Genomic DNA, 17,903 nt, shown 5'->3' on the forward strand with positions numbered 1-17,903 from the left:
TTATTTAAGAGTGATATTCGACTTCTGTTTCCTTTTCTACGTCTGGTCGTTTGTATTTATTGATGATCAGGCGGATACCGCTGTTTTTGGTAAAAAATTTAATCGTCCAGTTAACAAAGGTCACTAATTTGTTCCTAAATCCAAAAATGGAAACGAGATGGACAAACATCCAAGTGAGCCAAGCTAAAAAACCTTTCATGTGGAAGCGCCCCATATCGACCACGGCCTTATTTCTTCCAATGGTCGCCATAGAACCTTTGTCGAAATATTTAAAATCAGTGGTTTGTTCATTATTCATCTGTTTTAGGATGTGTTTGGCTACATAGGCACCTTGTTGTTGTGCGGCGGGCGCTACACCTGGAAGCCCTCTGGGGGTGTCTTCCGTAATCATTGCCGCGACGTCGCCGATAGCATAGACGTTTTCCATCCCGCTGACACGACATTGCCCATCTGTTTGAATGCGGTTCCCGCGCTGAATAATTTCTGGACGTATTCCTGTCGGAAATTGCCCCATTACACCAGCTCCCCAAATCACTGTTTTGGTTGGGATACTTTCCCCATTGGAAAATGTAATGGTGTTGCCATCGTAACCCGTTACCTGCGCGTTGAGTAATACATTCACACCAAGATCTCGCAAGTAGCGTTCGGCGTCCTGTGACGATTTTTCAGATAACGCCGCTAAGATTTTTCCAGTACCTTCGACAAGGTATACTTTCATCTCATTTTTGGAAAGTTCTGGATAATCTTTTTTTAGCATGTGGAGTTGAATTTCTGCAATGGCTCCAGAAAGTTCTACACCTGTAGGGCCACCTCCCACGACGACAAAATTAAGAAAGCGCTCCCGGTCGTGGTAGTTTTTGCGTAGTACGGCTTCCTCTAGATTTTGCAATACATAGCTTCGGATATTTAAAGCTTCATGAATGCTCTTCATGGGCAATGCATATTTCTCGACCTGCTTATTACCGAAGAAATTGGACGTCGCGCCGGTCGCAATAACCAGATAATCGTAATCATAGTCGCCGACCGATGTTTTGACAATCTTTTGTGCATGATCGATTTCGGTAACGTCAGCCATTCTAAATCGAAAGTTCTGCTGCGATTTGAACATTTTACGGATAGGAAAAGAAATGGCATCCGCTGCTAATGTTCCAGTAGCTACTTGGTACATCAGCGGCTGAAAAGTGTGGAAGTTATTTCTGTCGATCAATAATACTTCAACTTCTTTATCTTTTAAGCTTCTGGCGACCTCGACACCACCAAAACCGCCTCCGATGATAATTACTCTCGGAAAGCTTCTTTCAGAACGATTTAATAACATGATAAACTAATTTTGTTCTATTTTGGGGCAAAAGTACGAAAAACATAGCGTAAAAATTTGTGCCATTTGTTATTGTAATGTTCCTTTGATTTTAAGTCGTAATCCGTCGTGGTCGTTGGTGAGGTACAACTGACAGGCGAGTCTGCTTTCCATATCTGCATCCGGTAGCGTATCCAACATATCGAGTTCCTGATCTGAGGCTGCGGGCAAGCTGTCGCCGCCGTTTAATATATGTATATGGCAGGTTGCGCATAACGCCATCCCGCCACATGTAGCAAGGATATCGTATTCGGACGCCCTCAGTATTTCCATTAGACTTAGATTAATGTCTGTAGGAACTTCGATAGTTTGCGTTGTTCCATCACGGTCTTCGACGGTAATGTTGATGATGTTTTCCATTTAAAATGTATTAACCCCATTCACGGTGGTGTATTTAAAACTCAACTTTTGGTCCGGATAAACATACTTAAACGCACTTTGACACATCAAAGCAGCCTCGTGATATCCACACAGGATTAGTTTAAGTTTTCCGGGATAGGTGTTGATATCGCCGATTGCATAGATACGCTCTACATTGGTTGCGTAATCATATGTATCAACCTGTATTGCGTTCTTATCAATATTCAGTCCCCATTCGGCAATTGGGCCCAGTTTAGGGCTTAATCCATATAAGGGAATAAAGTCTTCGGCAGGCACTACAATATTTTCCTTCTGTTTGTTGATCAAGTGAATGTGTTCCAAGTGGCCATTTCCACCGAGAGAAACTAAGTTATGAGACAAAAGCAGGTTTATTTTTCCTTCTTGTGCGAGTCGGTGGACCTTTTCAGCAGAATCAGGCGCACCCCGAAACGAATCATTTCGATGTACGAGGGTCACTTCTTTTGCGACGTTAGCGAGGTAGACTGTCCAGTCCAGGGCGGAATCTCCGCCGCCAGCAATAACAATATGCTTATCGCGGAACCGCTCTGGATCTTTGATCATATAGTGTACATGCGATTTTTCATAAAGCTCTAAATTGACCAAGTCGGGCTTGCGCGGTTCAAAACAGCCTAGTCCGCCTGCAATGACGACCACCTGGCAATGGATTACAGTGCCATCGGAACCGATGACATGGAAAGAGCCGTCATCTTGTTTCTGTAAACCTTCTACGCGCTCCCCGAGTGTAAATGTGGGTTTGAATGGTGCAATTTGTTCCATTTGTTTGTCGATAAGCTCTTGCGCTTTGATATTTGGATACCCTGGAATATCGTAAATTGGCTTATGTGGGTATATTTCTGAAAGTTGTCCGCCAACTTGGGGCAGCACGTCTATTACATGGCACCTCATTTTTAATAGGCCGGCTTCGAATACAGCGAATAAACCAACCGGGCCGGCGCCAATAATGCATATATCTTTTTCAATCATAGTTTTCTTTTTGCTTTTCGTGAATATTCAAATTGTCATATATCGTATTCAGTATCCTAGTGAAATTTTTGAAATCCTCCTCCGAAAGATTTTCCCAGGCCTTCATACGAATTTGCGCAATCTCCGGAGAGAGTTCTTTTACTTTCTTTTTGCCGTTAGTTGTAAGTTGTATAAGTAGACATCGTCTATCCGCTGGGTGCCCTACGCGTTCCACCAATTCTTTTTTTATGATAATATCAACGATGCGGGTCAAGGTAGGCTGGTCTTTTCCTGTTTTTTCGGCAAGTTCCTTGTGTGTCATCTGGTCTTTATTATATAAGGCTTTCAAGATAGACCATTGATCGATGGTTATATCAAACGACTTTTGTGAAAAAGCAGTCTGTGCGTATTGTTTAACTCGTCTGGCGGTCCGATCCAGTAGAAAAGAATATTGTGTATATTGTTCTTTTTTCATTATGATGACTTGTCTTTTAAAATGCAATGAAGCCTGCATGAATGATTGATGTCTTTTTTGTATGGTCATTCATGCTGATTGCACAGCAATTATTAGTATGACAAGTAAAATTACGAAAAGATTAATGTACTACAAAAAAAGGCCTGGATTTTGTCCAAGCCTTTTTCAATGTCACCCATAAATCCATTTAAACTTATACTGAATCTCGGGGATTTTTATCCGTTCTGCCAACCTTGTAAGGCGATCGGGCAATTTCATGAGGTAGTCTCGCGCTTTTTCTCCTTGTTCGTTCAAATTGGATACTTTGTCAATAGCCCATTCACGGTTAAGGTCTCGAAGAATATCGACATAATCCAAAGCTGTGTATACTTCTATGCGTTGTGCCGCATCAGAGAAATGTGCAAACGCTTCTCCCTGTGGCTCGCCAGATTCACGTAAAAAATGGGCAGGCATGACAATCTTTTTACGCATCATATCCTCGAAAGCTATCATAACCTCGCTTGGATCGACCTGCAAGGCGTGTGATATAAATGACATGTAGGCCTTGGCGTGCCGAGCCTCGTCGGCGGCAATGACGCCGCACATTTTAGCCAATAGTTTATCGCCTGACTTTTTTGAAATGCCGGCTACCCGTCGGTGAGAGACATTAGTTGCTAACTCCTGGAATGAGGTATAGATAAAATTGCGATAGGGGTCAGGACCGGTACCGATATCAAAGCCGTCTTTTATCAGGTATTGAGTTGATATTTCAAATTGCCGCATATCAATGCGTCCGGATAGATATAGGTATTTATTTAATAAATCGCCGTGACGGTTTTCTTCCGCGGTCCAAGCTCTTACCCACTTCATCCATCCGCCTTGTTCGTTTTTTTCGACATCTTCCGCCATAGTCAGCCACGACTCATAGGTAGGAAGCGCTTCTTCGGTAATTGTATCACCAATAAGTACTGCGACTAAATCGTAAGGAAGTTCTTTTGCACTTTCTTGTAAATCCCTCACTTCTTCAAAAAAAGTATCACGCGAGGCATCGGGTAAGAAATCAGCTGGTTGCCACATTTCTTCTACGGGCTTTAGATACTCGCTCATTTCATTCAACATGAACGGCTCTAAATATGCCATGACCTCTCTTCTTGAGCCCTCGGGGATATTTAATGGTAATTCTTGCATATCTAGTACAAAGATAACCAATTGAGAATAAATTAAAGGTGTGTATCGATACAAAAATGGTTGTGATGTAAAATCATTTTAATATGGATTTGCATCTCGAAATAAAAAGAATACATCGCGTTGACGAGTTTTCGTGCTTAATACACTAACTTTGTAGAATATTTAAGGAGTGTAAAATTGAAAACTTTTGACATAGATACGGTTCGGGCAGACTTCCCGATTTTAAGCAGAGAGGTGAACGGTAAACCGTTGGTTTATTTTGATAATGGTGCAACTACGCACAAACCGAAGCAGGTCATTGATGCTATCATACGTTATTATGCCGATATGAATAGTAATGTGCATCGTGGCGTGCATTATCTGAGCCAGATTTCCACGGATGCTTTTGAGGTAACACGTCGTAAAGTACAAGCGTTCATTCATGCAAAACATGAACACGAAATTATCATAACTAAAGGAACGACAGAAGCTATTAATATCGTTGCTTCATGCTATGGACGTGCTTTTATAACCGCTGGGGATGAAATTATTATTTCCGCGATGGAACATCATTCGAATATCGTGCCTTGGCAAATGCTTTGCGACGAAAAAGGGTGTAAGTTACGTGTTATCCCGATGAACGATAATGGAGAGTTGGATATAGAAGCTTACAGATCCTTGTTTTCGGAGCGCACAAAACTTGTTTCTTTCACTTATGTATCCAATGCTTTAGGCACGGTGAATCCTGTAAAGGAAATGATTGATGTTGCACATGCACATGATGTACCGGTACTGGTCGATGGCGCGCAAGCTATACAACATGTGGCAGTGGATGTACAGGCACTTGATGTGGATTTCTTTGTTTTTTCAGGACACAAGATGTACGGCCCGACGGGCATTGGTGTATTGTATGGAAAAGAAGACCTGTTAAATAGTATGCCTCCCTATCAAGGTGGTGGTGATATGATTAAGGATGTGACTTTTGAAAAAACAACTTATAATGAACTCCCTTTTAAGTTTGAAGCGGGAACACCTAATATCGAGGCAGGAATTTGTCTGGGTGATGCTATAGACTATATTCAGGACATCGGCTTGGATGCGATTAAAGCTTATGAAGAGGAGCTTTTGGCCTACGCCACATCGCGCTTGTCGGAAATAGAAGGAATACGCTTTATCGGCACAGCTACACGTAAATCCTCCGTTATTTCTTTTGTGGTGGATGGTGTGCATCCTTATGACATTGGCGTCATATTAGACAAATTGGGTATAGCGGTAAGGACTGGACATCACTGTGCACAACCTGTTATGGATGCTTTTGGCATTCCGGGGACGGTACGGGTTTCACTGGCCATGTATAATACTAAAGAAGAAATAGATGCGTTAATCGACGGATTGAAAAGAGCATTGAACATGTTATTATAAACGCAGAGACTGAGAAATGGAAATGTCGACGCCGGTATAGACGCCTAGCTAATGCCCATCAAAGTTAATCAGGAAAATGACTATAAACGAAATACAAGACGAACTCATTGACGATTTTTCTTTTTATCAAGATTGGATGGAGAAATACGAATACATCATCCAGTTGGGAAAAGAAGTTCCGTTAATAAAAGAGGAATATAAAAAAGACGATTATATTATCAAAGGGTGCCAGTCAAAGGTCTGGTTATATCCGGAATTGCGAGATGAAAAGGTGTATTTTACTGCGGATAGCGACGCCATTATTACTAAGGGTTTGGTAAGCCTAATGGTAAAAGTGCTTTCTGGACATACTCCTCAAGAGATCGCACAAGCCGACCTTTATTTTATTGATGAGATTGGATTAAAAGAACATCTTTCGCCCACGCGTGCGAATGGTTTGCTATCTATGGTAAAGCAAATGAAATTGTATGCTGTCGCGTTGCAGATGAGATCTTAAGATACGGAAATGTATTGCGCATCTACTTTTTCTCCAAAAAATATTGCTGCTTTTTCTTCAAAATTCAGGGGATCATCTGTTGTCAAAAATTGTGTCCGGCCGTTTTTTGAGCAGATTTCCTCTACCTCTGGATGACGGTTGAAATAATCTGCCAGGCTTTTCGCAATCAGTTCGCCTTGCGATAATACCTGTACATGGGATGGTGTGTATTGTTGGATAAGCGGTAATAACAAGGGGTAATGTGTGCAAGCCAGGATTAGGGTGTCAATCTGAGCGCTTTGTCCGAGTATATGCTGAATATCTTTCTGGACAATTTCATTGGCGTTCGCTCCTGTTATTTCATACCTTTCAACAAGCGGTACCCAAAAGGGACAAGCGTGTTGATGTACTTTTATTTCGGGATGAAACTTCGTGATTTCTATTTTGTAGGATTCGGATAATACCGTTCCTTGTGTGGCAAGGACACCCACTTCATTGGTCTTTGTATAATGATGAATGGCTTCCGTCGTAGGACGAATGACGCCAAGTACCTTTTTTCCAAAGGGAAGGTCGTTTTGTTGGATGGTTCGCAACGCTTTTGCAGAAGCGGTGTTGCAAGCTAAGATAACAAGATTACATCCTAACTCAAATAACTTAAATACGCACTCTTTTGTGAAATCATAGACCTCTTCGAACGGCCGTGTGCCATAAGGAACGCGCGCGTTATCGCCTAGATAGATATAATCGTATAAAGGCAACGTGTCCTTAATTTCCCGGAAAATGGTTAACCCTCCAAAACCTGAATCAAATATGCCGATGGGGCCGTGCTTTGCTATTTCTGTCATTTTTATCTTCACCCGTTCCTTATTGTTAAGCAAAGATGGTTTTTCTTTATAAGTTTTCCAAGGTGTGGAAAAAATGAGGAGTAAATTCTGATGATAATATTGTTACCTTCGCCTTTAATCCTTCAGGAGTTCCAAGTTCAGCATATTGTTTGAGGTGACGTATGAGGGGGCTGGATGGATAAAACAATTCAGAAAAAGAAAACTAGGAATAATAATTGTTAGGAAGAACACGTACAATATATTTTCATTTATGAAGTTTCATTACCTTCTTTTTTTTACGTCGTTAGCGTCGTGTACGATTATATCGGCGTTGCAAGCCCAGGTTAAATATCAACCCTATTCATATCAACACTATCAAAAATACGACAATCTCCTTTATTCGCCGCAAACACGTATGCACACGGCTACTAAACCTTTTCTTTTTAAGGGCGATTTATTGGCCAAATATGATTCTATCCAGAGTTTGAACCATGCAGACTCGGATAATATTTTTATGCGAAAGATATTCAATGAGCATTTGGTAGAGATTCATAAGGACGATCATAGCTTTTATCTGGATTTTCTGCCTGATTTTGTCATCGGAAAAGAAACCATCGGCGCGGATAAAAGAACGACGTGGTTGAGCACGCAGGGACTTCAAATGGGATTAAATATTAAGGAGAAGTTTACTTTTTATGCGAACGTTTTTAAAAACCAAGGCGTGTTTCCAAATTATTTAACCGATTATATTAACAGAGCTGATGTAATTCCCGGTCAAGGAAGCGCGAAACACTTGTCAAATAATAAGAAAGACTGGGCGTACGCTACGGCAAGTTTGACGTATGACTTCAACGATTATTTTCAAACAACGCTGGCGTATGACAAGAATCATATTGGAGATGGTTACCGCTCCCTGTTATTATCAGACTTCTCTTCAAATTATGCACATCTGAGATTCACGGGTAAGATAGGAAATGTACAGTATACATCAATATGGGCATATATGAATGATCCGAGAAATCCGCGTATCGACTCGCTCAATTCGGGTAGCCAATTTGGTGATGGCAAAAAATGGGGGGCTTTTCAATACCTGGATTACAACGCAACAAATCGCTTGTCGGTTGGTTTCTTTCAAGCGGTCATTTGGGCAAATCGCAACGAAGCAGGGCATCGTGGCTTTGATTTTAATTACGTTAGTCCTATCATTTTCCTACGTCCGGTGGAATCTAATAACTCGACGTCTCCAGATAAAATGTTTCTAGGATTGAATGCCAAATACAAAATGCTGGATAATATTACAGCTTATGGACAATTTCTGTTAGGCGAGTTCACAGCGAAAGAATTTTTTGCTGGAGATGGATACATACACAATAAATGGGGTGCGCAACTGGGGCTAAAAGGTTTCGATATATTTAAGGTCCGAAATCTTAATTTTCTAGCCGAATATAACGTGGTTCGACCTTATACTTATCAACATTACGTATCGATATCTAATTATAGTAATCATGGGGAACCTCTTGCCCATCCAAGAGGGGCTAACATGCGAGAGCTTTTGGGTATGCTCAACTATTCGTGGAACCGTTTTGATTTTTCTGTACAAGGTATGTATAGTCGCTTTGGAACGGATCCGGACGCAGCTACGAACATGGGAGGGGATATTTTTCAATCGTATGCTAATTTTCCTAATAGATACGGGAATTACATAGGGCAGGGGGTGAAAAATGATCTTTATTACGGCGATATAAAAGCGGCCTATGTGCTTAACCCAAAATACAACTTGCGTTTTGAAGTGGGTTATACGCAACGCTACAATAGGATAGAAGGAGCCGCCACAGAGAAATCTGGTGTTATAAGTTTGGGGCTTCGATCTTCGTTTCGCAATTTTTATGGAGATATTTAGTAAAATTGCATAAATGGAATCTGTTAGAAATTGCTATTAAAAAAATCGGCTGATGAGAATTATAATCATAAATGGCCCTAATCTAAATTTATTAGGTGTACGGGAGAAAAATATTTACGGGAGTCAGGACTTTCAATCCTTTTTTGAAGAATTAAAGCAACAATTTTCGACGGTTGAGCTGTTCTATTTCCAAAGTAATCACGAGGGGGAGATTATTGACAAACTGCACGAGGTAGGCTTTTCTTATGACGGCGTTGTGCTCAATGCAGGGGCGTATACGCACACTTCGGCGGCTATTGGCGATGCCATCGCGGGTATTACAACTCCTGTGGTAGAAGTTCATATTTCAAATGTATATAGGCGTGAGACCTTCCGTCACCATTCTTATCTTGCCCCAAACTGTATCGGCGTGATTTGTGGTTTCGGCCTAACTAGTTATAGATTGGGGTTGGAAAGCTTGTTAGAACGGTAACGATCTTAGAGATCACCGTTTAGGCCGATTTTCAGTTTTCGGTTTTCGAAAAATAAGATACAACCCAGCGATCATGAAAGGGATGCTGAGCAGTTGCCCCATGTTGAACTGCATACCCTCTTCGAAAGCTTCTTGGTTTTCTTTGAAAAATTCCAAGGCAAATCGAGCACCGAAGAGCAAAACTAAGAATATACCAAATAGATAGCCTGCTTTTGGTTTTGCATTCTTTTGATACATCGTCCATAAGATGACAAAGATTATGACGTAGGCAATAGCTTCATATAATTGTGCCGGATGGCGGGCGACGCTATCTACCTTTTCAAAGACCACCCCCCATGGCATGGAGGTCGGAAGTCCGATAATCTCGGAGTTAAAGAAATTACCTAGCCGCACAAAGGCTCCTGCTAATGGGACAACGACAACTAGTCTGTCGGCAATCCACGTAAATTCTGTTTTGGTTTTTCGCGAAAACAGCCATAACGCTATTAGGATGCCAATAGCTCCTCCGTGGCTAGCAAGTCCCTGGAATCCAGTAAGTTCAAAGCTTCCATTAACCATACGGAAAGGAAGAATCATTTCTAGGGGATGTTTACTATAATAGTCAAACTCATAGAATAGGCAATGACCTAAGCGTGCGCCGATCAACGTTCCCAGAAAGATATAGATACTTAACTGATCCAATAGCTCTTGTGTTTTCCCTTCTTTTTTGAAAATTTTCAACATGAGGATATAGGATACCACAAAGGCAGCTAAAAAGCATAATGCGTAATAACGCAGACCAAAAGAACCTATTTCAAAAATGACAGGGTCTATATTCCAATGGATAACATTCAAAATCGCGTGCATAAGTCTTCAATTGTGCAGTAAACCTAAATAAATTTATTTTTATATGCAATATAAGCATGTGCATATAAAATAAATCTATTTCGCTCTCCTCGGCCATCAAGGGCTATATGATGGAGGAAATATAAGGTTATCCTTTATAAAATCAATATTGCATTAAATTTCTTATACTATTTGGTCGAAATTCCTAACTTTGAGAGAATAAGGACAAAGCATAAAAAAGGAGAAAAGATCTACTAGTTGTTATCCGAATAGCAAAAATGAAATATGGCAAATAAAAGAGCGAAAGAGAAAAAGAAACACATATCCGTGGTAACAGATAAATCGTTGAAATTTTTTGAAAAATACATTAATAATCCTTCGCCAACAGGTTTTGAATGGGAGGGCCAGCGCTTATGGTTGGATTATCTCAAACCTTACGTCGACAAAACGTATATTGATAATTATGGCACAGCAGTAGGGATCATCAATCCCGAGGCGTCCTACAAAGTTGTCATTGAGGCGCATGCAGATGAAATATCTTGGTTTGTTAATTATATCACTAAAGAGGGCCTTATATACGTTATCCGGAATGGTGGTTCCGACCATCAGATCGCGCCTTCGAAACGCGTAAACATTCATACAGATAACGGTATGGTTAAAGCGGTCTTTGGGTGGCCAGCTATCCATACACGTTCCGGTGAGAAAGAAGATGCCCCTACCTTAAAGAATATTTTTTTGGATTGTGGTGCTACTTCTAAGGAAGAAGTGGAGGAGCTAGGAATCCATGTGGGGTGTGTTGTTACTTATGAAGATGAGTTTACCGTACTTAACGATCGTTATTATGTAGGGCGAGCGCTGGACAATCGGGCGGGAGGATTTATGATTGCGGAAGTAGCGCGCTTGTTAAAACAAAATAAGAAAAAATTGCCTTTCGGTCTGTATATCGTCAATGCAGTACAGGAGGAAATCGGATTACGTGGGGCGGAGATGATTACCCATTACATTAAGCCTAATCTTGCCATCGTGACGGATGTAACACATGATACACAAACGCCAATGATTAATAAAATTACGCAGGGCGACTTAGCCTGTGGTCAAGGTCCGGTGTTGTCTTATGCGCCTGCAGTACAGATTAATCTAAATAGGCTTTTGATCAATGTGGCTAAAGAAAATGATATTCCATTTCAACGTCAGGCATCCTCTCGGTTCACCGGAACGGATACCGATGCTTTCGCGTATTCAAATGGCGGTGTGCCTTCAGCCCTAATCTCGTTGCCTCTGCGTTATATGCATACAACTGTAGAGATGGTACACAAAGAAGATTTGGATAATGTTGTAAGACTTATTTATGAGGTATTGCTCAAGATAGAAGAGGGGCAGGACTTTAGGTCGTTTAGCGAATAGCAGTTGCATGCCGGTTTGGAAATAAAAGCCTAAATTTTATGAAACTTGAAAAACAAATTAAATAGATGAAAAATAATAATAACGATGAAATAGAGAATAACGAGCTTAGCATAGAATTAAGCGAGGAGATCGCGGAAGGTATTTATAGCAATTTAGCTATTATAACGCACTCAAGCTCCGAATTTGTATTGGATTTTATCCGCATCATGCCCGGAGTGCCCAAGGCAAAGGTCAAGTCCAGAATTGTTTTGACGCCAGAGCACGCCAAACGGTTATTAGGGGCGTTACAAGACAATGTTAACCGATTTGAAACGGCCAATGGAACAATAAAAGCAAGCGAGCCGGGGCTGCCATTAAATTTTGGTCCGAAGGGCGAAGCTTAGCGCTGAAGTAACGAATATTTATATAGCACTAAATGGATATACAGGTTAGGAACTTAACCATCGAGGATTACAAGGATTTAAAGCGCTCCATGGAAAAGGCCTACGGTGGAGATACGGGAGATGTATGGACACGTGAAAACATAGTAGATTTAATAGAGATCTTTCCCGAAGGACAATTATGCGTGGAAGTAGATGGACGGGTGGTAGCCTGCGCGCTTTCATTGATAATTGATTCGAAAAAGACGAATATTTACAAGAAATACTATGAAATCATAGATAATGGAAAGTTCTCTACCCATGATTATGAGGGGGACATCCTTTATGGAATAGAGGTATTTGTTCATCCTGACTTTCGGTCTCTGCGCTTGGGGAGGCGCTTGTATGACGCGCGGAAAGAGTTGTGTGAGCAAATGAATCTTCGAGGGATTCTTGCAGGAGGGCGGATACCAAATTATCATGCCTATGCAGATAAAATAACGCCACGGACCTATATCGAAAAAGTAAAGCGGAAAGAGATTTTTGATCCTACACTGACGTTTCAACTGTCAAATGATTTTCATGTTTCCAAAATCCTGAAGAATTATCTTCCCGAAGATAAAGAGTCGAATGAATTTGCGACGCTATTGCAATGGGATAATATATATTATGACCCCGATGCAAAATTCTCGTCTGCATCCAAACAAACAACTAGATTAGGGCTGGTACAATGGCAGATGCGGTTGTTTAAAGATATAAATGACTTTTACGATCAGGTTGAATTTTTCGTAGATGCTGTCAGCGACTATGGATCAGACTTTGTTATGTTTCCCGAGTTTTTTAATACACCGTTAATGAGCCCTTACAATGAGCTCCCTGAGCGTGCTGCTATGGAGAAGCTTTCGGAGTTGACCAGTGAAATTGTCGAAAAGCTGCAGGAATTTGCAGTATCGTACAATGTCAATATTATCGCCGGATCCATGCCTATCATGGAATATAAAAAGCTCTATAACGCATCCTATCTATGTCATCGAAATGGGAAGGTGGACGTGCATAAAAAGATTCATATTACGCCCAACGAGTTTAAGTATTACGGGATGGTAGGAGGGAATGAAATCAATGTATTTGACACAGACTGTGGAAAGGTTGGCCTTTTGATATGTTATGATGTGGAATTTCCGGAAGTTAGTCGTATCATGGCTGATCAGGGCATGCAGATACTTTTTGTGCCATACATGACCGACACGCAAAACGGTTATTTGCGCGTAAGAGCGTGTGCGCAAGCGCGAGCTATTGAAAACGAATGCTATGTGGCAATAGCTGGTTGTGTCGGTAATTTGCCACGCGTGAATAACATGGATATCCAATATTCGCAATCTGCTGTATTTACACCATCAGATTTTGCTTTCCCTAATAACGGTATAAAGGCAGAAGCCACCCCGAACACCGAAATGGTTCTGATTGCAGATGTGGATTTATATGCTCTACGGGATTTACACGAATATGGTACAGTAAAAATACTGAAGGATAGAAGAAAAGACTTGTATAGGGTGAACCTCCTAAAATAAGAGGCTTCCCCGATTTTGTCATTCAGTGATCGCTGAATAATCATGTGCTTTGGGTATCGTGTCAAGAATCGAATGCCACTCGTTTGGAATGGTCGTCAGCTTTCGCTTCTGAAGGTCTAACCAAGCGCCGTCTACGTCGATCGTTGCAGCCTTTACACCATTTTCTTTGTAGATTTCGTGACGAAACGAGAATCGAAAATTTTTAAGGTTAAGCTTTGTCATTTCTACCCTCACGGTTATGCGTTCGTCAAGCCCGATTTCACGGTGATATATCAGCTCTTCTCTAAATAAGATAGGGCCGATATGATATTTTGCAAATTCTTCCAGCGAAAGCCCCACCTTGGTCATCATATTGCTTCGCGCCTGTGCGCAGAAGTCGGCATATGCTGAATGTCTTAGATGCATGTTGGGATCTAGTTGAGACCAGAGCACCTGCCCTTCGAAATAGATGTTTTGTTTCATTTTTTGTCCTAAATTTATTAAACCTCGTTACATGACATTGATTGGAGATGCCAATTGCATTAATATCGCTGTTAACCAAGCAGCATACGTGCCAATCGCGTAGCTAAATACCGCGAGAATCACTCCCGCGGAGACTAATGACGGGTGGAAAGCTGCTGATGTAACGGTGGCGGATGCTACTCCTCCAATATTAGACATACTGCCCACTGCAAAATAGAAAAATGGGGCTTTGATCAATTTCCCAACTAATAACAACAGTAAAGCATGTATGCTGAGCCATATTATTCCCACTATAAATAACCCCGGGTTTTTCAAAATAGCAGCAATGTCCATTTGCATACCGATCGTCACAATTAACATATAAAGTAAGGCTGTTCCTAATTTTGAAGCGCCCGCATGCTCGAATTTACGAGCTGGTGTAAAGGAAAGTGCAATGCCAATCAGCGTAGCAACGAGAACTATCCAAAAGAAACTGTTAGTCAGCGAAAACTTTTCCAGTTCTGGAAAGTTATTCGCCATATACGAAGCTACTGGGTCCGCAACTAGCGAGGCAATCCCTGTTCCGCCTAAAGCAAGTGATAGCATCAGGATGAAATCCTTAGCTTCGGGTATACGGCTACTCGTTTTTTGTTGTTCGTCCATTCTTTTAGTCAGGGCCTTTACATCTGCTGCTTCTGCGTTGAAAAAGCGATCAAATTTTTGTTGCTTAGTGGCTCCGTATAGCAAAAACGCCATCCATATGTATGCTACAAATACGTCTACGGCGATAACAGAAGAGAATAAGCTGGGAGAGGGTTGTAGTATTTCTTTGAGAGCCACTTGATTAGCGCTTCCGCCAATCCAAGATCCTGCCAACGTTCCTAGCCCGCGCCATACTTCGTCAGGACCGACACCGCCTACTATTTCGGGGGCAAACAGCGACGTGATCCAAACGGCGATCGGTCCGCCGATAATAATACCAATTGTGCCTGTGAAAAACATCACGCCTGCTCGCTTACGCAAATTCCACATTTCTTTTAGATCTAAATTTAGAGTGAAAAGAATCAAACAGGAAGGAAGAAAAAATCGACTGCCAATAGTGGCAAGTGGAGAATTTTCACCGTCAATAATATGAGCGGAGTTCAATAGCCCAGGGACGAAATAGCAGAGCAGTAACGGCGGAATGATCGTGTAAAACTTGACAAAGTATTTGCTTTTAAGACTTGCGGTGTAAAATACGACGCCTAAAACAATCATTAACAAACCCAGCACAGCGGCATGATCGGTGATGAGCGGTGTAACTTCTCTGATAGCATTTTGCATATTTTGTGGTAATTGTTAAATTGCCTGTGAATTTATATAAATATTTTCATTAGAATAAATTATTTATGCGTGTATGATTTCATCGGAATAAATGAACTCGCTACACTCGGTTTGTTTTTTATTAGCAATAAAGCTATCGTATTTATTCATACCCGTGTGCGGTTAGAACAAATCATGATGGTTAGACTTTTTTGAACTCGTAACATATAAGATGATTAATCGTAGAGATTTTATCAAGAATAGTGGGCTCGTTATGGGCTCGTCAGCTGTAAGCACGCCTATATTTCGGGCTGTCGCAGAAACAAAGAAAAAGACCTTACGTGTTGGATTGATCGGATGTGGGGGGAGAGGAACAGGAGCAGTGTTTCAAGCCTTGGCAGCAGATCCCGATGTGCGTGTAACGGCATTGGCAGATATTTTCGAAGACAACCTGACCAATACACTTTCTGCTTTAAAGCAAAAATATGGTGACCGTATCGCTGTAACGGAAAGGACTTCCTTTCTCGGTTTTGATGCGTATGAAAAACTAATTAAATCAAAAGTAGATGTCGTGTTATTATGCACGCCGCCGAATTTTAGACCTGCACATCTGGCATTAGCGGTAAAAGAAGGAAAACATGTGTTTTGCGAAAAACCCGTTGCTGTGGATATACCGGGGCTGCACGAGGTGGAGGCAGCTATCAAGTTAGCCAAGGAAAAGAAATTATGCTTGGTGAGCGGATTTTGTTTCCGTTACTCTTTGCCAAACAGAGAGATTATTTCCCGGGTGCATGATGGTGCTATTGGAGATATTAAAGCCATTTCCTCTTTTCGCCACGGCGGCGAGTTGAGCTATAAAGAAAGGCAACCTGAATGGAACGATTTGACTTATCAATTACGAAATTGGTATTATTATCAACGATATTCGGGGGATATGATTGTCGAACAGACGATACATAGTATAGATTATATGTCGTGGATATTAAATAACGAACTTCCACAAAAAGTAACAGCTACTGGCGGACGCCAAAGCCGACCGTGGAATAAATATGGAAATGTTTACGATCATTTTACAGTAGAGTACGAATACGGAAATGGATTCCGCAGTTTCCATTTTGGTCGCCAGCAGAATGGTACAACGCCACGTAATACTGTGGAAGCCATGGGAACAAAGGGATATATAAACGTGGGAATTAATACTAATTACGAGATTTTTGGAGACCAGCCTTGGCGTAATACCGAACGCCTTAACAATATGTATCAAACGCAACATGACGAACTCTTTAAAGCGATTAAAGAAAAGCAGGTCATCAATGATGGGGATTTCATGGTACAATCTACGCTAATGGCAATTTGGGGTAGACTGTCGGCATACTCAGGCAGAACGCTGTCCCACGATGAGGTGATCCATTCGGAAGAAGTTTTAGGACCGCCTGTGGAGGACTATCACTGGGACATGAAAATAGACGAGTTAACAATCCCGAGGCCGGGTCATTATAAGTTTACGTAGCGATGGAACAAATAAGGATATTGGTTGTAGGTTGTGGTAATATGGGGGCGTCGCATGCTGCCGCCTATCATAAATTAGCAGGGTTTGAGATTGTAGGGCTGGTGTCTCGAGGAGACAGTAAACATCGAATTAACACGATGCTCGAGACGGTTTACCCGACATTTGATCATTATGATGACGCTTTGCATCAAACAGAACCGGATGCAGTATGTATTGCGACATACCCCGATACACATGAAGAATACGCGTTGAAGGCATTTGCGGCCGGAGCACATGTTTTTATTGAAAAGCCGTTGGCAGATAGTTTGGCAGGGGCTGAACGAGTGGTTCAAGCGGCTAAGGACTCGGGTAAGAAGTTAGTAGTTGGTTATATTCTTCGCTATCACCCATCTTGGATCAAATTTATAGAAATAGGCAAGACATTGGGCAACCCTTTGGTGTTTCGCATGAATTTAAATCAACAAAGCCAAGGATACATGTGGAACGTGCACCGGAATTTGATGAAGAGTTTAAGTCCTATTGTGGATTGTGGGGTACATTATATCGATGTAATGTGTCAGATGACCGAAGCGCGTCCCGTTCAGGTTTCCGCTGTTGGTGCCCGTTTAACAAACGAGATACCGTTAGATAACTATAATTACGGACAGCTGCAGATTCATTTTGATGACGGCTCTGTAGGGTGGTATGAAGCCGGTTGGGGCCCCATGATTAGTGAAACCGCGTTTTTTATCAAAGATGTAATTGGCCCTAAAGGTGCTGTATCTATTGTCGCTAATAATGCTGGTGCGAGTGGTCAATCTGATGCTGTCGAAGCGCACACCCAAACAGAATCGTTACGTGTACATTATGCGGATATAGACGAAAGTAATAAGTTCGTTAGACCCGATGAATGGATAGACTTAACAGATGAGCCTAACCATCAAGAACTATGTGATCGAGAACAGCTACATTTTTTGCGTGCTATACAAGAGGATTTAGATTTGTCTAAATCTATGGAAGACGCCATCAATAGTTTGAGGATTGCTTTTGCTTGTGATGAATCCGTCAAAACAGGCGGAATGGTGAAGCTGTGAGTAGTG

At 41.5% G+C, this 17,903-nt stretch carries 18 protein-coding genes; 9 read left to right on the plus strand and 9 right to left on the minus strand.

Going from position 1 to position 17,903, the window contains the following annotated elements:
- Positions 1–4: 4 nt before the first annotated feature.
- The 5 genes from C5745_RS05205 to C5745_RS05225 form a co-directional block, all read right to left on the minus strand.
- Positions 5–1,318 carry an NAD(P)/FAD-dependent oxidoreductase gene (locus C5745_RS05205; protein WP_105715918.1) on the minus strand — a complete coding sequence of 438 codons (1,314 nt, stop codon included), beginning with the start codon at positions 1,316–1,318 and terminating at the stop codon, positions 5–7.
- Between the two features lie 69 nt (positions 1,319–1,387).
- A complete protein-coding gene (locus C5745_RS05210) occupies positions 1,388–1,717 on the minus strand; it encodes a 2Fe-2S iron-sulfur cluster-binding protein (RefSeq protein ID WP_105715919.1) in 330 nt (109 codons plus the stop codon).
- The gene (locus C5745_RS05215; RefSeq protein WP_105715920.1) at positions 1,718–2,722 is read right to left on the minus strand and encodes an NAD(P)/FAD-dependent oxidoreductase; all 1,005 of its coding nucleotides are present in this window, start codon (positions 2,720–2,722) and stop codon (positions 1,718–1,720) included.
- Positions 2,715–3,176, minus strand: coding sequence for a MarR family winged helix-turn-helix transcriptional regulator (locus C5745_RS05220; RefSeq protein ID WP_105715921.1), 462 nt, complete (start codon positions 3,174–3,176; stop codon positions 2,715–2,717). The genes C5745_RS05215 and C5745_RS05220 overlap by 8 nt, the downstream gene beginning before the upstream one ends.
- Positions 3,177–3,347: 171 nt before the next feature.
- Complete coding sequence (locus tag C5745_RS05225; protein ID WP_105715922.1) at positions 3,348–4,343, minus strand: acyl-ACP desaturase; 996 nt, start codon at positions 4,341–4,343, stop codon at positions 3,348–3,350.
- A 177-nt stretch (positions 4,344–4,520) separates the two neighbouring features.
- On the opposite strand from C5745_RS05225, the gene C5745_RS05230 reads away from it, so the two are divergent.
- Positions 4,521–5,744: a cysteine desulfurase gene (locus tag C5745_RS05230; RefSeq protein WP_105715923.1), complete on the plus strand. Its 1,224-nt coding sequence runs from the start codon at positions 4,521–4,523 to the stop codon at positions 5,742–5,744.
- A 76-nt stretch (positions 5,745–5,820) separates the two neighbouring features.
- Entirely contained in the window at positions 5,821–6,240 is a 420-nt protein-coding gene (locus C5745_RS05235; RefSeq protein ID WP_105715924.1) for a SufE family protein, read from the plus strand.
- Here C5745_RS05235 and murI read toward each other — a convergent pair.
- Complete coding sequence (gene murI, locus C5745_RS05240; protein ID WP_105715925.1) at positions 6,237–7,064, minus strand: glutamate racemase; 828 nt, start codon at positions 7,062–7,064, stop codon at positions 6,237–6,239. The genes C5745_RS05235 and murI overlap by 4 nt on opposite strands.
- A gap of 250 nt (positions 7,065–7,314) precedes the next feature.
- On the opposite strand from murI, the gene C5745_RS05245 reads away from it, so the two are divergent.
- The gene (locus C5745_RS05245; protein ID WP_243403253.1) at positions 7,315–8,943 is read left to right on the plus strand and encodes a gliding motility protein RemB; all 1,629 of its coding nucleotides are present in this window, start codon (positions 7,315–7,317) and stop codon (positions 8,941–8,943) included.
- 52 nt (positions 8,944–8,995) lie between these two features.
- On the plus strand, positions 8,996–9,415 hold the full coding sequence (gene aroQ / locus C5745_RS05250; protein ID WP_105715926.1) for a type II 3-dehydroquinate dehydratase: 420 nt from the start codon (positions 8,996–8,998) through the stop codon (positions 9,413–9,415).
- Between the two features lie 12 nt (positions 9,416–9,427).
- Here the strand turns inward: aroQ and lgt are convergent, their stop codons facing one another.
- Positions 9,428–10,261: a prolipoprotein diacylglyceryl transferase gene (gene lgt, locus C5745_RS05255; RefSeq protein ID WP_105715927.1), complete on the minus strand. Its 834-nt coding sequence runs from the start codon at positions 10,259–10,261 to the stop codon at positions 9,428–9,430.
- Positions 10,262–10,525: 264 nt separating this feature from the next.
- On the opposite strand from lgt, the gene C5745_RS05260 reads away from it, so the two are divergent.
- From C5745_RS05260 to C5745_RS05270, 3 genes are all read left to right on the plus strand, one after another.
- Positions 10,526–11,644: a M42 family metallopeptidase gene (locus tag C5745_RS05260; protein ID WP_105715928.1), complete on the plus strand. Its 1,119-nt coding sequence runs from the start codon at positions 10,526–10,528 to the stop codon at positions 11,642–11,644.
- Between the two features lie 65 nt (positions 11,645–11,709).
- Entirely contained in the window at positions 11,710–12,027 is a 318-nt protein-coding gene (locus tag C5745_RS05265) for a DUF3467 domain-containing protein (RefSeq protein WP_105715929.1), read from the plus strand.
- A gap of 32 nt (positions 12,028–12,059) precedes the next feature.
- On the plus strand, positions 12,060–13,571 hold the full coding sequence (locus tag C5745_RS05270; protein ID WP_105715930.1) for a bifunctional GNAT family N-acetyltransferase/carbon-nitrogen hydrolase family protein: 1,512 nt from the start codon (positions 12,060–12,062) through the stop codon (positions 13,569–13,571).
- A gap of 18 nt (positions 13,572–13,589) precedes the next feature.
- Here C5745_RS05270 and C5745_RS05275 read toward each other — a convergent pair whose 3' ends face one another.
- Both C5745_RS05275 and C5745_RS05280 read right to left on the minus strand, forming a co-directional pair.
- Positions 13,590–14,033 (minus strand): acyl-CoA thioesterase, encoded by a 444-nt coding sequence (locus tag C5745_RS05275; RefSeq protein ID WP_105715931.1) that lies wholly within the window; start codon positions 14,031–14,033, stop codon positions 13,590–13,592.
- A 27-nt stretch (positions 14,034–14,060) separates the two neighbouring features.
- Positions 14,061–15,335 (minus strand): DUF819 family protein, encoded by a 1,275-nt coding sequence (locus C5745_RS05280; protein ID WP_105715932.1) that lies wholly within the window; start codon positions 15,333–15,335, stop codon positions 14,061–14,063.
- 211 nt (positions 15,336–15,546) lie between these two features.
- On the opposite strand from C5745_RS05280, the gene C5745_RS05285 reads away from it, so the two are divergent.
- Together C5745_RS05285 and C5745_RS05290 are read left to right on the plus strand one after the other, a co-directional pair.
- Positions 15,547–16,824, plus strand: coding sequence for a Gfo/Idh/MocA family protein (locus C5745_RS05285; protein ID WP_105715933.1), 1,278 nt, complete (start codon positions 15,547–15,549; stop codon positions 16,822–16,824).
- A 2-nt stretch (positions 16,825–16,826) separates the two neighbouring features.
- Complete coding sequence (locus C5745_RS05290) at positions 16,827–17,897, plus strand: Gfo/Idh/MocA family protein (RefSeq protein WP_105715934.1); 1,071 nt, start codon at positions 16,827–16,829, stop codon at positions 17,895–17,897.
- The last annotated feature ends 6 nt before the right edge of the window (positions 17,898–17,903 follow it).

Origin of the sequence: Sphingobacterium haloxyli, from assembly GCF_002980525.1 — a bacterium.
GTDB lineage: Bacteria > Bacteroidota > Bacteroidia > Sphingobacteriales > Sphingobacteriaceae > Sphingobacterium > Sphingobacterium haloxyli.

Coding starts and splice junctions, on each gene's coding strand:
- C5745_RS05205 (WP_105715918.1), bottom strand. CDS start 1,318: ATGTTATTAAATCGTTCTGAAAGAAGCTTTCCGAGAGTAATTATCATC.
- lgt (WP_105715927.1), bottom strand. CDS start 10,261: ATGCACGCGATTTTGAATGTTATCCATTGGAATATAGACCCTGTCATT.
- aroQ (WP_105715926.1), top strand. CDS start 8,996: ATGAGAATTATAATCATAAATGGCCCTAATCTAAATTTATTAGGTGTA.
- C5745_RS05210 (WP_105715919.1), bottom strand. CDS start 1,717: ATGGAAAACATCATCAACATTACCGTCGAAGACCGTGATGGAACAACG.
- C5745_RS05225 (WP_105715922.1), bottom strand. CDS start 4,343: ATGCAAGAATTACCATTAAATATCCCCGAGGGCTCAAGAAGAGAGGTC.
- C5745_RS05280 (WP_105715932.1), bottom strand. CDS start 15,335: ATGCAAAATGCTATCAGAGAAGTTACACCGCTCATCACCGATCATGCC.
- C5745_RS05265 (WP_105715929.1), top strand. CDS start 11,710: ATGAAAAATAATAATAACGATGAAATAGAGAATAACGAGCTTAGCATA.
- C5745_RS05260 (WP_105715928.1), top strand. CDS start 10,526: ATGGCAAATAAAAGAGCGAAAGAGAAAAAGAAACACATATCCGTGGTA.
- C5745_RS05245 (WP_243403253.1), top strand. CDS start 7,315: ATGAAGTTTCATTACCTTCTTTTTTTTACGTCGTTAGCGTCGTGTACG.
- C5745_RS05215 (WP_105715920.1), bottom strand. CDS start 2,722: ATGATTGAAAAAGATATATGCATTATTGGCGCCGGCCCGGTTGGTTTA.
- C5745_RS05270 (WP_105715930.1), top strand. CDS start 12,060: ATGGATATACAGGTTAGGAACTTAACCATCGAGGATTACAAGGATTTA.
- C5745_RS05220 (WP_105715921.1), bottom strand. CDS start 3,176: ATGAAAAAAGAACAATATACACAATATTCTTTTCTACTGGATCGGACC.
- C5745_RS05290 (WP_105715934.1), top strand. CDS start 16,827: ATGGAACAAATAAGGATATTGGTTGTAGGTTGTGGTAATATGGGGGCG.
- C5745_RS05235 (WP_105715924.1), top strand. CDS start 5,821: ATGACTATAAACGAAATACAAGACGAACTCATTGACGATTTTTCTTTT.
- murI (WP_105715925.1), bottom strand. CDS start 7,064: ATGACAGAAATAGCAAAGCACGGCCCCATCGGCATATTTGATTCAGGT.
- C5745_RS05285 (WP_105715933.1), top strand. CDS start 15,547: ATGATTAATCGTAGAGATTTTATCAAGAATAGTGGGCTCGTTATGGGC.
- C5745_RS05275 (WP_105715931.1), bottom strand. CDS start 14,033: ATGAAACAAAACATCTATTTCGAAGGGCAGGTGCTCTGGTCTCAACTA.